Origin of the sequence: Streptomyces sp. NPDC001270 (genome assembly GCF_042896695.1) — a bacterium.
In the GTDB taxonomy this organism is placed as follows: Bacteria; Actinomycetota; Actinomycetes; order Streptomycetales; family Streptomycetaceae; genus Streptomyces.
The window spans coordinates 88,271-104,337 of the sequence record NZ_JBIAXM010000033.1; the positions used below are offsets into that span (position 1 = coordinate 88,271).

Consider the following 16,067-nt stretch of genomic DNA (forward strand, 5'->3'; position numbering starts at 1 on the left):
GAGGAGATCCACGAGCGGCGGCGCAAGGCGCCCAGGCCGTCACCGCTGGTCTGCTGTTCCGTCAGCAGACCTCGGACTTGGATGCGGCACGGCACTTGTGAACACTGGACCCCGCCGTCTGGGGCGTCAGTTCGTAACGGGTGCCCATGACGGCCGGCCGACCGGTGTGTACCTGGTCCGCGAGAGCAGCTTCCGCGACAAGGCGCGAGCGTACGAGCCTCACGCCGGCGTCGATCGCCACGTTGGGGCACTACGCGTCAGTTTCCGGAGCCGTCGCCTCCCGTGCTTTCACTGGGACTCCGCTCGATCAGGATCATCGGGTCGTTCCCCTTCAGCTGCTGCCAGATGGTCACCAGTGCCACGATCTGGCCGATGAGGAACGCCACCTGGACCGAGGCAGTCCGCCACTGGTACACGGACAACAGCATGCTTGCCCTGGTGGGCCAGTAGTGCTTCTCCCCACGGAAGGTGTCGATGTCCATCGCGACTCCGGTCAGGGTGAGGACGAGCAGCGTGAGGCTGAGGTCGAGCGGCCAGGTGCCGAGGGGCTGGCCGACGATCCAGCCGCCGGTCCACTGCACGAGCACCGGAGCCGCGTAGGCGAGGGCCAGCCCGGACGCGCGCGCGGGCCCGCGCCGGCCGGGCAGCACACGCCACAGTGCACCCAGCGTGAAGCCGGCGCCCACCCAGAGGAGTTCGTTGGAGATCGCAGCCGTGACCGTTTCGACGAATCCGAAGCGCTGCACGAACTTGTCGGTCCAGCGAACGCCGCGGACTTGTTCGGCCCAGGTCAGTATGGCGACCGCAGGCGCCGAGATCAGCGCGGCGAAGTACGCCGCCCGGCAGGCATTGCCCCACCAGGTGGTCCGCGGCCCCCAGGCCAGGGCGAGCTCCACCGGACCGATGGAGGGCGGCAGCCGTATCCAGGTGTGCGGCAGGCCGGGCGGCGGGGAGGGGTGCGGCAGCCGGTGCAGCCGGTCCAGCTCGTGCTCCAACTGGGCGCGGTCTGCGTCCTGCTGGCCCTGCTCCAGCCGGCGCAGCTGGGCGTGCAGCTCACGGTGGCGCCGCGCCGCCTTGAGCAGTCGCCGTCGGCCGGACTCCTTGGCCACCTCGTGCAGCCGGTGGCCGGGGAGCAGCTTCCGGTACAGGACCGCGCGCCGGGTGCCGAGGGCGAGCAGGCCGGTCAGGGTGAGCCAGAGCGCCAGCAGGGGCAGCAGGGGCAGGGGAACGCCGGCGTACCAGCCGGCGAAAGGCGCCACGCAGACGACGAAGAACACTTTCAGGGTCCACAGTTCCGCCGGTGAGGGGAGGGCGGCCGCCGGGACGGCTGCCTTGTCGCGGGCGCGCAGGACGGCCAGGATCGCCAGGGACGGGCCCCACCACCAGAAGTAGGTTCCGTGGAACCAGTCCAGCCAGTCGGAGGGGAACCATCGTATGTCGTTGAACAGGGTCGCCACGTGCCACAGGCCGTAGACCTCGTGCACGTTGCGCCTGCTGAGCCAGCTCTGGTGCTCCCACAGGTTTTGCGCGGTCCACACGCTCACCGCGGACACCGCCACCGATACGAGGACCAGCCCGACCAGCAGACCGTGCGGGAAGCGGCCCCGCAGCCTTCCGGGCGCCGGGGCATCGGCGGAGCGCCACAGTCGCAGCAGGGAGGCCGTGGCACCCACCAGCCAGACGAAGACCAGGCACGCGCAGGCCCCGGCGAACGGGACCATGGCCCAGTTCTCCCGGAACCACCGCACCTCCGCCGGGGAATTCTCCCAGTCGAGCCACAGCTGGGCGGGCAGCGCGAACCACTCGGGGCGGCACGCCACAGCGGTCACGTATCCGGTGGCGGCGATGACGAGGACGACGGCGGTCCGTCCCGGCCTGCCGAAGGCGCACAGCGCCAGCCCGGTGAGGAGGGTCAGTCCTAAGTGGACGGCTGTGCGGTGCCGGTCCGTCCAGAACAAAGCCGTGCCCTGGCCGGCGAAGTGGCTCAGCAGCCCGTCGTCGAAGTACCGGACGACGGTGACTACGAACACCAGCCAGCTGATGACCAGCAGATTGCGGGCTGTGTGTGTTTCGGCGTCGGTGCGTGGCGTGGAGGCTGGCGCGCGCCGCACCGTGCGCACCGTGACCAGGAGCAGGGCAAGGAACACTCCGTCCAGCGGAAGCCAGGCCAGCGAATCGAAGAGATACCAGGGGTCCTCGCTCCACCGTGCCGCCGATGCCTTGGCCGCCGGCGGTTGCAGGGTGACCGATACCGCGGGAGGCTTGCCCGCTTTCTCCCTGGTCCAGGTCAGCCTGGTGGTGGCACCCGTGTCCGGCGCCGGGGAAACGCTCCGGGCAGCCCGCCCGCCCAGATCGACGGTGACCTCCTGCCACCAGGCCCCGTCCAGGGCGGGCACACGTATCAGCTCCAGGTGCCACAACCGGTTGCCCAGGGTGAGGCGCCAGGGACCGAAGTCACGGGTCTGCAGACTGACGACCCACGTCGTGACACGCTGGTCGACCGTCACCCACTTCGTCCCGACGGTCACCTTCGGCGGCTCGGTACGTCCCTCCGTGTCCCGGTACGGAAAGGGGTCGTCGGGATAACGCAGCAGACACCGCATGGCCGTCCGGTACCGTTCGGTGTCCCCGTTCAGCAGCAGATCTGCTGCCCGGCTCCAGGACTTGGGTGCCTTCACCGTGAGGCGCCCCTCGGCCTTGGTGTAGTCCTCGCCCTCGTGCTTGAAACGCACCGACGCGGTGATGCGCGCCGACTTCAACTGTTCGGTGCGGCATTCGTCGTCCGCCGCTTGAGCGGACGTGCCGGGCACCATGCACAGCAGCGCCGTCGTGAACAACAGAAAGAGAAGGCGCCGCAGCCCCCGCCCCAATGAGCCCCCCACCCATCTCGCACCGCCTGGACCACAGACCTATACCCCGGACGCGCTGATTCCGGCAAGGAGCGGTCCGGGGCAGGGCCGTGGGGACCTGGACGGGGGTGTCAGCCGGCGGACGGGGTGAGGACGGTGCGGTCGAACGGTCCGGCATGCGCGGCGGCGTGCTCGACGGCGGTGTTGATCGCGTCGCGGAGCGTGATGTCGGGGGTCAGCGCGTCGTCGCGGGAGCGGACCGTGCTGTCGCACCACACCAGGTCGCCGACGCGCAGCCGGGTGGCGTCGGGGGCGATGCCGACGATCCGTCCCACGCCGCCGAGACCCGGGATCACCGGTGGTTCGAGCGGGTAGTTCCGCCGGCCGCTGAAGACCTCTCCGGCGTAGGGGAGGATGCAGGTCGCGAGGACCTCGACCACCACCTCTCCGCCGCTCGCCCCGGGATCGGGTGTCTCCTGCACGGTGAGCGGAGCACCGAACCGCGTCAGGACTGCTGCTCGCATCTGCTGACCTCCTTGTTCGTACGTGGCGAGACTAGAAGGGCGGGGGTTCCGCGCCAAGCGGAGATCTGGCGTCTGTGGTATGCGTAGTGCGCATGGACTTCTCCAGTACGGCTCTCCGGGTACTGCGGCAGGTCGCCGAGTCGGGGAGCTTCACCGCGGCGGCCGCCCGGCTCGGCTACACCCAGTCGGCGGTCTCACGCCAGGCGGCGGCGCTCGAACGGAGCGCGGGTGCCGTGCTGTTCGAGCGCCGCTTCGACGGGGTGCAGCTCACCCCAGCCGGACTGACCCTGCTGCGGCACGCACGCACGATCCTGGACTCGGTCGAGGCGGCGGAGCACGAGCTGACCGGCTCCGCGCCACGAACGGAACTGGTGCGGCTGGGCATGTTCCCCAGCGCCGGGTCGGTGTTCCTGCCCGCGGTGCTCACGCGGCTCGCGGAGGCAGGCCCGCACATCACGGTCACGACGCGTGAGGGGACCACGCCCGGCCTGATCCGGGCGCTGCGGGCAGGCTCGATCGACGTCGCCGTGCTGGCCTCCCGCCCGCCGCACCGGCTGTCGGACGGCGAGTCGCCCCGGCTGCACGTCGAAACCGTCGAGGACGTCGAACTGCTCGTAGCGGCGTCGGCCACCGGCATGTTCGCCGGCCGCGACCGCGTGCGCGTCGACGAACTCGTCGACGTCCCCTGGATCGACACCCCGTCAACGAGATCCGAACCCCTGCTAGGCGTCTGGCCCGCACTGCCCGGACGGCCCCGCATCGCCCACACCACCAGCGACTGGCTGACGAAACTGCGGTTGGTCGCGGGTGGTTTCGGCGTGACCACCGTCCCGTCCGCGATGTCCGCGGTGCTGCCGCACGGCGTGCGCCTGCTGCGCGTCGACGGTGTTCCCCCGGAGGTCCGCCGGATCCTCGTGGCACGGCTTCCCGGCCACCCGGGCGGGGGGCTCTCGGCCGTCGTCCGGGCGATCACCCCGGCCGGCTAGGGACCGCCTCCGGTCGCGCACGGGCCACACCACAGTCCCACCGGACCGGCACCCACCCGAGGCTTGATCACAACCGAAGAACGTCCCTGACGGGCTTCGCTCGGCGACGACGCCACGCCTACGGGTTGCCGGGAGGCCGAACTTCAAGTGGAGTCGAGGTGGCATGCTCCGGTCGGCACAACCTATCCGTCATCCTGGGAAGGGGGTGGGCAGTTCATGGGGATCATCGATGCCGAACTTCTCATGGTCCGACGCCGGATCGAGCGCTACACCAGCACGGGCAGTCTCGAATTCATCATGGAAGAAGCCGCACTGGCCGAGGTTCGTCGACTGCTCACCGCGACGATGCGCAGCGCCTTCGCACCACGCGGTGCCGATCCGGATGTGTTCATCCCCGCCCAGGTAACGGCGGGCTGGTTGCACTGGTACCGCTGGGCTCACTGGGCCGCTTTCCGGCGCGCCGAGTACGACCCGCGGTACACCCGCGACCGCCTGTCCGCGCTCGCCCTGCTCGTACCCGTTCATGCCGTGCATTCCGACGCGGTACCGGAGAGCCTGCACGAAGCCCTCCAACTGGACGACCCGGGACTGCGCGACGACCTTCCGGGCTGGCTGGAGGCGGCTGAGGACCTGGCCGTCCACGCGGGCCAGGCACAGGAACCGGACGCCTATCTGCCGGCAATCGTCACGCTCCAGGCCATGCTTGCCGCGTCCCCTGCCACCAGCCCGGAACGCCCCGCTGTTCATGCCACCCTCAGCCGCGCGCTCACTGCCCTGCACGCGGCGATACCTACGCCGGCAGCCGAAGAAGAGGCGCTCCTGCACAGCCGCCAGGCCGTTGCGGCTCTTGGTCCGGAAGCTCATGGACACGACGATTACCGGAACCGTCGGATCGCGTCGCTGATGAAGCGTTACGAGACGAAGGGTGACCTCAGCGCTCTCATCGTGGCACTTGGCCGGGCCCGGGCGACTGTCTGGGTGATGCCGCACGACGCACCGCGCCGTGGCTCAGCACTGGTGCTCCTCGGCTCGATACTGGAGGCGGTATTCGCGGCAAGGCACGACCGTCGTTTTCTGGACGAGGCCATGTCCGTGATGGAACACGCGCGGGCCGCCCTGCCGGTCACTGACGCTGAGCGTTCCGAACTTCTGACCAGGCTCGGCCATTTACATATGGACCGCTACGCCTTGTTCCATCCGGCCGAGGACGATGTGACGCGGCTACGGGCAGAGGAAGCCCTCGACGGTCCGCGGAGCGATGCCCTCGCCGCCGCTCCCTCTGTCTCCGTCCTCACCGACCTGGCGGAAGCGATCGCCTTGGGCAGGGAAGCGCTGCGTGTCGCCGACTCGCGCGCCGAATCTCGGCTCGCCGCGAATTATCTGCTCAGCAGGGGGCTCCAGTTGCGATACGAGCAGGGCGGGGACCCCGCTGACCTCGATGAGGCAGTCACTCGTGCCCGCGCGGCCCACGCCGTTCCCGGACCGGAGGGAGACCGCCTGCCGCTGATGCACAACTTGTGCGGCGTACTTCAGTTGCTCCACACCGAACGCGGCGATACGAACGCGCTTGAGGAAGCGATCGCCGTGGCACGCGAAGCCGTGGAGGCCGCAGGCAAGGGCCATGTGGACCACGCCGCACATCTATGGACGTTGATCGTGCTCCTGGCCAGTCGTCCGGGAAGTGGGGACGCGGACGGAGAGGAGATAGCCGATTGCACGGACCAGGCGTTGGCCTCCGCGACTGCTTCCGTTCCCATCCGGCTGAACATCGCCTGGGACGCCGGGCGCCACTACGCCGTCCACGGCGAGTGGGTTCTCGCGGCGCGTTACCTGGCGCACGGCGTAGGTCTCCTGCCGCAACTTGTCGACGGCCTCGGCGGTCAGGACCAGGAACACCAACTCCTGAGACACACGGGGATCGCACCCCTGGCTGCCGCCTGTGCGCTCAACACCGGCGAACCCGCAGCGGCCTTGGAACTCCTGGAACGCGGACGCGGAGTGCTGTCGACCCTGTCGCACATTCCCGTTGCACCCACCGTGCCCGAGGAGTTGCTGCGCAGCGGCGCGCACGGCCCGGTAGTGGTACTGAACAACTCGGCCTACCGCACCGACGCACTCCTTCTCACCCGTGACGGACTCGATGTGCTGCCCCTGCCAGACGTCACCCCGGATGCCGTGGCAGAGTGGATGCCGGTCCTGTCCGAGGCCCCGGACCAGATCCACCACCCCGAGGCGACACTCGCCGACCGGCTTGAGGGCGAGGAACGGTTCCGCGCGGGGCTGGCCTGGCTCTGGGACGCGATCGCCGCACCTGTCCTCGATGCCCTGGGAATCGGCGCACCCGCGCCCGGCCGCCCGCTGGGACGCATCTGGTGGTGCCCCACGTTCACCTTGAGCGCTCTGCCCCTGCACGCGGCCGGCCACTTCGGCACGGCTGGGGGACCGGCCGTACTGGACCGAGTCATCTCGTCGTACACGCCGACGGTCACCGCTCTGCTGCGTAATCAACGAGCGGCGCGTGCGCGGCGCCCGGACCCCGAGCTGCTGACGGTGGCCATGGAACACACTCCGGGGCAGATGTCCCTGCCCGGCGCCAGAGCCGAGGCCGAGATGCTGTCCTCCCTGTTCCCCGGCCATCGGGTGCTGCTGAACGAAGCGGCCGGGCACGCGCGAGTTCTGGACGCTCTGGGCCACGCCACACGTGTGCACTTCGCCTGTCATGGAAGCCACAGCCGTATCCGAACCGATGACATCTGCCTGCGGCTGCATGACCGACCATTGACGACCCGGGACATCACCGCACTGCACACCTCCGGGGCCGAACTCGCCTTCCTGTCCGGCTGCAGTACCGGCCGCGGCCACATCGCTCTCCCCGACGAGAACCTGCACCTTGCCACCGCATTCCACCAGGCGGGCTTCCCACGGGTGATCGCCGCAATGTGGTCCATTTCTGACTTTGCCACCTATAACCTCGCTCGCGAGTTCTACACCTCGCTGGGCCAGGGGGTCGGCGCTGCGTCGGCCCTGCACCACGCGGTCCATACCCTGCGCGCCGCCTACCCGGCCAACCCTTCCCTGTGGGGCGCCTATATCCATCTCGGTGCTTGACACCCGGCTGGCGGTTCTCGCAAGCGTCGTCGGCAGCGGGGGCCGGTGGGCCCCTGACGCATCCCGGATGTGCCGGCGGGACGGAGCACGGGAACGACGATTCATGCTCGTGGAGATGCGCCGGCAGGTCGGCGTTCAGGAAGGCGACGGCGACGGCCATCTCCTCGAAGAAGCGGCCGGCCCCCTCTGCTCGCGCAGAAGCCATGCCCTTCATTCGGCTCTTTGCCCGTAATCATATGAATTGCACGGGAGGTGAGGCCCCGTCGGCACCAGCACACTCACCGTGGGCCCCAAGGTGCTCCGCGGTGCCGCAGCACCGGCGGACAACGGTCTGGGCTGGGCAGTCGCACGCCCCCGGACTGATCAGCAAGCATGCCAACCGCATTACTCTCGGACACAGTCCGCATGACGGCGTTCGTTCGTGATACAGCCCAAGGGTGGCTGAGTGCGAAGTAAAGTGCGATGACGGCATCTTGACTTCGGTCTGCTGCATCAGGCAGGTTTCAGACACTTCGCGTCACGCCTGGGCTTCCGGAGAGAGGTGCGTACTGTGGGCGCCTACTTGTGTCCTCCGGTAGTGGTGCACGGCGAACACGTCGTGGAGACCGGCCAGATCCTGGCGGAGGTGCGAAGCCGGCATCCGCAGGCGCCGTGGCTGCCGCGGATCGACGGCATCGCCGCGAGTACGGGGATCGACTCCCGCGGGTGGATGCTGCCGCTGGAGACAGCCACAGCGCCCAGTGGCGGGAGCGGCCTGCGAACTCCGGGCGCAGGTCCGGCCCGTGCGGCGCTGGCCCGCGGCGGGTTCACCGACCAGGAGGTCAACCGCGCGATCGCGGTGCTGGAGGCGATACCGGCGCCGCAGACCATCCAGGAGCGCACCGCGTCCGCCTGGGCGGCCGTGCAGACATACGGGGAGAGCGCAGCCCGCCGGGCCCTTCGGACCGCCGGACTGGACACCGCCGACGTCGACTGTCTGATTACCAGTCACTCCACCACCCCGGCCCTGCCGGGCCTGGACCTGTCCCTGCTCAACCGGCTTCCGCTGCGGAGCGACGTACTGCTGCTCCCGGCCACCCAGTGGGCCTGCATCGCCGGCACCCGATCGCTGGCGCTGGCAGCCGATCTGGTCTCCGCGGACCCCGACCGGGTGGTGCTGGTGGTGATAGCGGAGGCGCTGAGTACCACCTACCAGCCCGCCGACGACACACTGGAATCACTGATCGTGCGGCTGCTGTTCGCGGATACCGCCGTCGCCGTGGTGGTGACGGGCCGCCCCAGAGCGGAGTCGGTCCTGCGGCTGGACGCGGTCTGGCACCACACCCTGCCCGGCACCACGGACCTGCACCGGCTGGACACTCAGGACGACGGCACGCATTTCGTGATGGACCGCCGTGGGCCGCGTGCGGTACAGGAGACGGTCGCGGCGATGTGGAAGTGGTTGCGCGTGCGCCACCAGGACGACCCGCACGCGTGGCACCCCGATCTGCTGCTCGCGCATCCCGGTGGAACGCGAGTGCTGGAGTACATGGAACAGACGATGCCCGAAGGGTGGCCGGCGGGCCTTCTGGCCTACAGCCGGGACAGCTACACCACGGGCAACCGCGGTGGTGCCGCCGTGTTCGACATCCTGCGACGCGCACACGACGCCGGCCAGAAGCCGGGCAGTCGCACGGTGCTGTACGCGGCCGCGCCCGGGCTGACGGCCACGGCCCTGGAGGGGGAGTGGCTGTAGCCGCAGCCCGCCGCCCTCATACCGGTACGGGGGCTATGCCTCCAGTTCCGCCCAGACGGTTTTTCCGGTGTTGGTCCACCGAACTCCCCAGCGTGTGGTGAGCTTATGGACGACGTGCAGACCCCGCCCGCTGTCGTCGAGCAGCTCACCGCGGCGCAGGTGCGGTCGGCCATGGCCCGTGTCGCCGACCTCGCACGACAGGTGGCTCCCGGACCGCACCAGCCGCACCGTGATGGGCCCGGTGCCGAACCGGACGGCGTTGGTGACCAGTTCGCTGATCACCAGCAGCACCGTGCCCCGGGCCTGGTCGCCGGTGTGCCATCGCCGCAGGAGGGAGGAGGCCAGGACGCGGGCGCGGGCGGCGGTGTCGTCGCGGGCGGGCAGGTGCCAGGTAGCGGTGTCCCGGCTGCGACGGCCGGCCATACGGGCGAGCAGCAGGGTCACGTCGTCACGCAGGCGTCCCTGCGGGGCCAGGCCGGCGACCACGCGACGCGCGGCCTGCTGCAGATCGTCCCACGGATGCACCTCGCGCACCGCGTCCGTCAGTCGGCCGATGCCGTCGTCGATCGAGGCCGCCGGATCCTCCACCAGGCCGTCGGTGTACAGGACGAGAAGCGAGCCGGGTGGCGCGGCGAACTCGTGCACATCGAACGGCTCCCGCACAGCGAACACGGCTCCCAGACCCGGATGCGGTGGTGCCGCGAGCGTGTCGGCCGACCCGTCGGGACGGATGAGGATGGGGGGAAGGTGGCCGGCATTGGACATCACCACCCGGTGGTCGACCGGATCGTAGACCGCGATGCAGCACGTTGAGCCCAGCGCGCTGTATCCGGCCGCCAGTCCCGCGTCCGTGTCGTCCAGGAGAGTGACCGTCTCGTCCAGACGCTCCAGTACCTCCCCGGGGTCCATCCCCGCCGACAGGAGCGCGCGGGCCTCCACGCTCAACTGGCCCATGGCCGCCGCGGCACCGAGGCCGTGCCCTACGACATCACCGACCACCAGCGCGGTACGGTCACCCGGCAGCGGAAAGCTGTTCACCCAGTCACCGCCGACGCCCGCGCTGTCGGGGGTGGTGGGCTCGTAGACGCTGGCGACCTCGATGGTGTCGCTGCCGGCCCGTGGCAGCAGCCGGCGCTGCAGTGCCAGGACCTGGGCGTGCTCACGCTGATGCTGGCGGGCCAGGTCCACGTGGCGGGCGGTCTTGGCCACAAGTTCCTGCAGGTCGAGCAGCTCACCATCGCGGAAGAGGCGATCCGGCCGTCGCCAGATCTCCGTCATGCCCAGCACGATGGGCCCTGGCGCGCCTTCCGGGCCTTCCACGACCAGCGGTATGCAGGCAACACTCACCGGCCGGTCGCCGGGTACCAAGGCGCGCACCAACCGCGGATCGTCGAGTGCCCGCTCGATCGCCTCACGGTCGGGAATGACGATGGCCTGCGGCACGTCGTCGCGCATGACCGCACCGGCCAGCAGGCGGCTCGCCTCGCGGGGGAGGTTGTCCCCGGGAGTCAGGTATCCCTCGGGCCAGGCCCGGTCCGGGACCAGAGCCGCCCGGCGCAGCCGGATGCGGTCCTGTGCCTGCTCGGTGACCGCCTCGCCCGTCCACACGGCGTAATCGAGGTCGACGGCGGCTACGTCTCCCCATGCCAGCAGGGACTGGGCCAGGGACTGCGCGGTCTCCCCGATGTCCAATGACGTTCCGATCGCGGTCGCGGCAGCGTACAGGTGCAGCCGCTTGGCCATGGCGATCAGCGAGACCGTGAGACCTTCCTGCGGTGGTGCGGCCGGGAGGATGCTCATCGAGACCACCAGTTCTGTCCCGTCGTCCCGCCGCAGGCGCTGGACCCGGGCGACATGCGCCTCCCGTGTTTCGATGACCCTTTGCAATCTCCTCATCACCGTCGGTACGTCCTCGGGTGGTAGCAGCTCCGCGAATGTGTCCCCCGGTGCGACACTCACCCCCGCGAAGGGGGCAGCGTCCAGATTGCAGCTGGTGATCCTCAGATCCCGGTCGAGGATGACCGCCCCGAGGATCTGTTCCCGGCCTCCGGTCTCCCGGTCGGCACCCGAGGGCCGACGGGTGTGGTGCCCGCCCGGCGCAGCGGCAGGACCAGGGGCCGCCGTCGTTCCCGCCGCCCTCGGGATGTAATCCGCCAGGGCGCCGCTGACCATGTCGAACGGTGAAGCAGAGGAAGAGGAGGGTGTGGGGTCCATGCAGCTCACCCAGCTCGCTGGCTCCGACACATGCCGGAAGACATTCCCGAGTCCGTGCGGTCAGGCCACGAGATCCCGCACCGCACATCTCATGAGTAACACAAATTCCCTGCCCACCGAAGGGGAAAATGTGAGTAAAGAAATACAGGCAGTGAGCATTTTCGGCGTTGCCTCTCCAGGGTGAGGACGGCCCTGGTGGTGACGGTCATGCGGTTGGGGCTGGCGGGATCCGCGGAAGATTTGCCAGAAATTCAGTCGGGCCGCGGATGCGGACGGCGGGAGCGCGTCTGTGCCGAGAGCCCGCCGTCAGCACAAGGCGCTGGCCGCTTGCACTTCGGTGAGTGTCCGCCGCGCGAGTTCAGTGAAGTCGTCGCGGTTGGCCGTGTCCCTCCAGCGCTCGTAGGCGATGTTCCAGGCGAGCGCGCCCAGTTCGGCGGCTACGCGTGCGGTCAGGTCGGGTACGCCGCGGCGCTTGAGCGCGTCGATCATCGACGCGATGAGGTCGAGTTCCTTCAGCGCCTCGCGTTCACGCAGTTCCGGGTTGGCGGCGATCACTGCTGACCTCCGGGCGCTGAATTCGCGACGATCGGAGGTGAAGGCTTCCCTGCCGATCGCGTCCAGAGCGTGCGCCACTGCTTCGAGGGGGTCGGCCCCGGCCGGTGCCGTGTCGATCCCGTCGACGAGCAGTCCCCTCATCGTGCCCCCGCCGAAGAGCACCTCTCGCTTGTCCGGGAAGTGCCGGAAGAAGGTGCTCTTCGTCAGCCCGGCGCGCTCTGTGATCTCGATGACTGTCGTGTTCTCGTAGCCCCGTTCCTCGAACAGTTCAAGGGCAGCGACAAGCAGTCGCTCGGGTGCGTGGGGTTGCCAGCGGGCCATGGGGACATCCTACGGGACTTGGTGCCGTCGCTCATGTATGGTGATAGGACCAAGTCCCGTCACGTTGTCTGCTGGGAGTACTCATGAGCCGGGCTGTTGTCTACGAGACGTTCGGTGGTCCCGAAGTGCTGGAGCTGCGGGAGGTTCCGGAACCCCATGCCGGGCCGGGCGAGGTCCGTGTCCGTGTCACGGCCGCCGGGCTGAATCCCATGGACTGGGTCATTGCCTCGCAGCCCGAGGTCGCGGCCCAGTTCGGCATCGGCGTGCCGTCCGGCTTCGGGTACGACTTCGCCGGGGTCGTCGACGAGGTCGGCGCCTCGGCCACGGGTTTCGCCGTAGGTGACCGTGTCTACGGTGGCGCGCAGGGGAGGGCTGCTGCCGATTTCGTGGTGGTCAAGACGCCCACTGAGGCGACCGAGCCACTCTGGCGCACGCCGGAGGGCATCAGCGACGGGGTGGCGGCCACGCTCCCGGTGGCCGGCATGACCGCCGCCGCCGCGTTGGCGGCGATCGACCTGCGGTCCGGCGACACCGTCCTGGTCGGCGGCGCCGCGGGCGGCGTGGGCGTGTTCGCCGTACAGCTCGCGCAGCTCGCCGGCGCCAGGGTGATCGGGACCGCCGCGCAGGGCACGTTCGAGTTCCTGCGCCGGCTCGGTGCCGAGCCCGTGGCCTACGGCCCCGGACTGGCAGACCGGGTACGGGCCCTGGCTCCGGAGGGCGTGACCGCGGCGGCCGACCTGTTCGGCATCGAGACGGCCGAGGCCGCGCTCGCGCTCGGCGTGCCGCCTGAGCGGATCTCCACGATCGCCGCGGGTCCCCGTCCTCCCGGCGGCGTCCGCACGACCGGTGGCTTCGACGCGAGCCCGGACGCCATGGAGCGGATCAGCAACGCGATCCTCGCCGGCGCGATCACCGTACCGATCGCCGCGACCTTCCCGATCGAGGAGATCCGCGATGCCGTGACACTGCAAGCCGGACGTCACGTCCACGGCAAGGTCGTGGTCACGCTGCGGCCAGGTCTGCACTGAACACCGCGCCACGCTCCACCCACCGGGAGCGAGCGCCCGCAACACGTTCGCCGCCTTCTTCGGCGGGACCTGTCGGCAGCGCGCGCGTCGTACTCGACGCCGTCCGGCCAAGGGGACCCGCCGGGGCGAGAACCATCATGTTTGTTCCACAGTCAGGAGATGTCAGAGATGGGCAAGTACGAGGGCAAGAAGGTCGTGATCACAGGAGGCAGCAGTGGCTTGGGCCTGACCACCGCCCGGTCACTCGTGGACGAAGGCGCGCGCGTGCTGATCACCGGGCGCGACCAGGACAAGCTGAGTGCCGCCCGTGAGCAACTCGGCGAGAACGCGATCGCGGTCCGCAGCGACACTGCGTCACTGCCTCACATCGATGCGCTGGCTGACCGGGTAAAGGCCGAGTTCGGCGTGGTCGACGCCCTGTTCGCCAATGCCGGTGTCACCGGCTCCGCACCGTTCGAGGCAACGAGTGAGGAGTTGTACGACCAACTGCTGACCATTAACGCCAAGGGACCGTACTTCACCGTGCAGAAGCTCGCCCCGCTGCTGGCAGAGGGCAGCGGGGTGGTGCTCACGACCTCGGCCGTCAACGTGCTGGGCCTGCCGTTGCTCAGCGCGTACGCGGCCAGCAAGGCGGCCCTGCGCTCGATGACCCGCAGCCTGGCCCGTGAACTTCTCCCGCGGAAAATCCGTGTCAACGCGGTCAGCCCCGGCCCGATCGACACCCGGATCATGGACGAGTCAATGCTCCCGCAGTCGGACGAGCAGACGAAGGCGCTTGTCGCGCAGATTCCCATGCTGCGACTGGGGATCCCGTCCGAAGTGACCAAGGCGGCGCTTTTTCTCGCGTTTGACGCCACTTACACCACCGGCACCGAACTCGCCGTGGACGGCGGTGGCACTCAGCTCTGACACCCAACACCAACGAAGACCCTGGTCGCGGACCCGGCGCAGCACCCCGACCCGCCGGCACGGGCAAGGTCCAGTACCACGCGTGTGCCGGCGCTCGACCGGGAATGGTGCGCGATGCTGCTGCGGGCGCCCGGTTCGTCATGACCGGGAACACGAGCGAGTTCAGACATCGAATGCGGCGTCGCCCGACTGAAGTCCACCGCGTCCGCGGGGCGCCGGCGTGTTTCATGACAGTCTCGTCTCTCAGCCGAAGTGGCGGATGCGGGCGGCGGTTGCGGGGGCATAGGGCAGCCAGTCACCGGCCGTTCCTGCGGTGACGAACTCGGCGAGGAGGGCGGCGAATTCGCGGCCCAGGGCACGCTGGGTGTCGCCGGCCCCGACGAGGACGGGGCTGTCGGGATAGGCGTCGAAGGTGCCGAAGAGGAAGGGAAGTTCGGCGCAGTGGGTGGCGCCCAGGGCGTAGCGGTCCTCGGCGGGGGCGTGGTCGAACTGGTAGACGTAGGTGGTGTTGCCGCCGGCCGCGTGCTGGTCGGCGATCTCCAGCGAGCCGTCGCGGAAGAGGCCGTCGGTCTGCACCGCGGTGAAGATCTGCGCCGGCGTCGCCTGCGGGAACTGGGCGGAGTGCTGCTGGTAGACGTCCTGGGCGGCCTGCCGGCCGACCTGGGCGGTGAGCACGTCCAGGGCGGCGGCATCGGTGAGGGTCTGGATGCGGGGGTCGAAGGCAAAGAACGCCGTCGCCTCGTCACGGGTGGTGCCGATCAGCAGCGGCTTGCCCTCCAAGGCGCCCTCGGCGAGGGCCTGTTGCCGGGTACGGGGCATGCCGGGGGCGCCGAGGACCGGATACATCGGCGGGGCGGCGTCGCCCGGAGCCGCGAGCTGTGCGGAGAGCCGGCCGTAGGCGTCCAGCAACTGCTCGGCCGACAGGGCGCGCAGGACCTTCGCCGGATCAGCACCGGCCGGGACACCCAGCAGGCGCAGGTAGGCGTCGGCGTTCTCGGCGGCTTGGTGCGGGTCCTGCGGCTTCAGGCCGAAGGGGCCGCTCTGCAGCAGCACCCGGGTGATGGACCCGTTCGTCTCGGGGTCGAGCGCGAGCGACAGAGCCGAGTACGCTCCGGCGGACTGCCCGCCGACGGCGACCGTGCGCGGGTCGCCGCCGAAGGAGGCGATGTTGTTCTGCACCCAGCGCAGAACGGCGGCCTGGTCCTGCGGGCCGAGGTTGGCCGCACCGATCTCCGGCAGATAGAGGTAACCCAGGGGTCCCACACGGTAGTTGGCGGTGACGACGACGATGTCTCCGCGGGCGGCGAGGCGGCCGCCGTCGTACCAGTCCCAGCCCCCGGAGCCGCTGGTGAAGCCGCCGCCGTGCCACCAGACCAGGACCGGGCGGGCCGCGCCGTCCTCACGCGCCCGGCGCGGGGCGAAGACGTTGACGGTCAGGCTGCCGTCCTCGTTCCAGTCCGGCACGCGCCGTCCCTGCACCCGCTCCAGCCGGGATGCCGCCTGCGGGACGGAGGGGCCGGCCTGCACCGCTTCCCGCACCTCCGTCCAGCCCGGGTGCGCCTGCGGTGGCGTGAACCGCAGCTCACCGACTGGCGACGCGGCGTAGGGGATTCCCCGGAAGGAGACCGCCCCGCCCTCCGTGATTCCCCTGACCTTGCCCCGGTCGGTCTCCACGACCGTGTGCTCGATACCGGCCATCGTGCTCACCTGCTCTCTCTCGTCCCGATCTCGATGACATATTTCTAGTAGGGCTTCGTTAGGTAGCTCAATTTCCGTGTGATCGGTAGCGTGTGATCTTGTATCGGGTGTGACACCTGAGGAGATGGACGAGGCCCGTC

The 16,067-nt window shown here is 69.6% G+C and carries 9 protein-coding genes and 1 pseudogene; 5 read left to right on the plus strand and 5 right to left on the minus strand.

Annotated features, from left to right (window positions below; genetic code table 11):
* Positions 1-257: 257 nt before the first annotated feature.
* Together ACFY2B_RS37415 and ACFY2B_RS37420 are read right to left on the minus strand one after the other, a co-directional pair.
* A complete protein-coding gene (locus ACFY2B_RS37415) occupies positions 258-2,837 on the minus strand; it encodes a DUF6185 family protein (RefSeq protein ID WP_390767508.1) in 2,580 nt (859 codons plus the stop codon).
* 227 nt (positions 2,838-3,064) lie between these two features.
* Positions 3,065-3,373, minus strand: a pseudogene (locus ACFY2B_RS37420) (alcohol dehydrogenase catalytic domain-containing protein); the annotation flags it as partial.
* 92 nt (positions 3,374-3,465) lie between these two features.
* Here ACFY2B_RS37420 and ACFY2B_RS37425 point away from each other — a divergent pair.
* The 3 genes from ACFY2B_RS37425 (at position 3,466) to ACFY2B_RS37435 (ending at position 9,202) form a co-directional block, all read left to right on the plus strand.
* Positions 3,466-4,359, plus strand: coding sequence for a LysR family transcriptional regulator (locus tag ACFY2B_RS37425; RefSeq protein ID WP_390767509.1), 894 nt, complete (start codon positions 3,466-3,468; stop codon positions 4,357-4,359).
* A gap of 216 nt (positions 4,360-4,575) precedes the next feature.
* The gene (locus ACFY2B_RS37430) at positions 4,576-7,467 is read left to right on the plus strand and encodes a CHAT domain-containing protein (RefSeq protein ID WP_390767510.1); all 2,892 of its coding nucleotides are present in this window, start codon (positions 4,576-4,578) and stop codon (positions 7,465-7,467) included.
* Positions 7,468-8,017: 550 nt separating this feature from the next.
* The gene (locus tag ACFY2B_RS37435; protein ID WP_390767511.1) at positions 8,018-9,202 is read left to right on the plus strand and encodes a type III polyketide synthase; all 1,185 of its coding nucleotides are present in this window, start codon (positions 8,018-8,020) and stop codon (positions 9,200-9,202) included.
* A 33-nt stretch (positions 9,203-9,235) separates the two neighbouring features.
* On the opposite strand, the gene ACFY2B_RS37440 is transcribed toward ACFY2B_RS37435, so the two are convergent.
* Positions 9,236-11,416 (minus strand): SpoIIE family protein phosphatase, encoded by a 2,181-nt coding sequence (locus ACFY2B_RS37440; protein ID WP_390767512.1) that lies wholly within the window; start codon positions 11,414-11,416, stop codon positions 9,236-9,238.
* Between the two features lie 306 nt (positions 11,417-11,722).
* Positions 11,723-12,292, minus strand: coding sequence for a TetR/AcrR family transcriptional regulator (locus ACFY2B_RS37445; protein WP_390767513.1), 570 nt, complete (start codon positions 12,290-12,292; stop codon positions 11,723-11,725).
* Positions 12,293-12,375: 83 nt separating this feature from the next.
* Between ACFY2B_RS37445 and ACFY2B_RS37450 the strand changes: the two genes are divergently transcribed.
* A complete protein-coding gene (locus ACFY2B_RS37450) occupies positions 12,376-13,320 on the plus strand; it encodes an NADP-dependent oxidoreductase (protein ID WP_390767514.1) in 945 nt (314 codons plus the stop codon).
* 168 nt (positions 13,321-13,488) lie between these two features.
* Complete coding sequence (locus tag ACFY2B_RS37455; RefSeq protein ID WP_390767515.1) at positions 13,489-14,229, plus strand: SDR family oxidoreductase; 741 nt, start codon at positions 13,489-13,491, stop codon at positions 14,227-14,229.
* Positions 14,230-14,472: 243 nt separating this feature from the next.
* On the opposite strand, the gene ACFY2B_RS37460 is transcribed toward ACFY2B_RS37455, so the two are convergent.
* The gene (locus tag ACFY2B_RS37460; protein ID WP_390767516.1) at positions 14,473-15,927 is read right to left on the minus strand and encodes a carboxylesterase/lipase family protein; all 1,455 of its coding nucleotides are present in this window, start codon (positions 15,925-15,927) and stop codon (positions 14,473-14,475) included.
* Between the last annotated feature and the right edge of the window lie 140 nt (positions 15,928-16,067).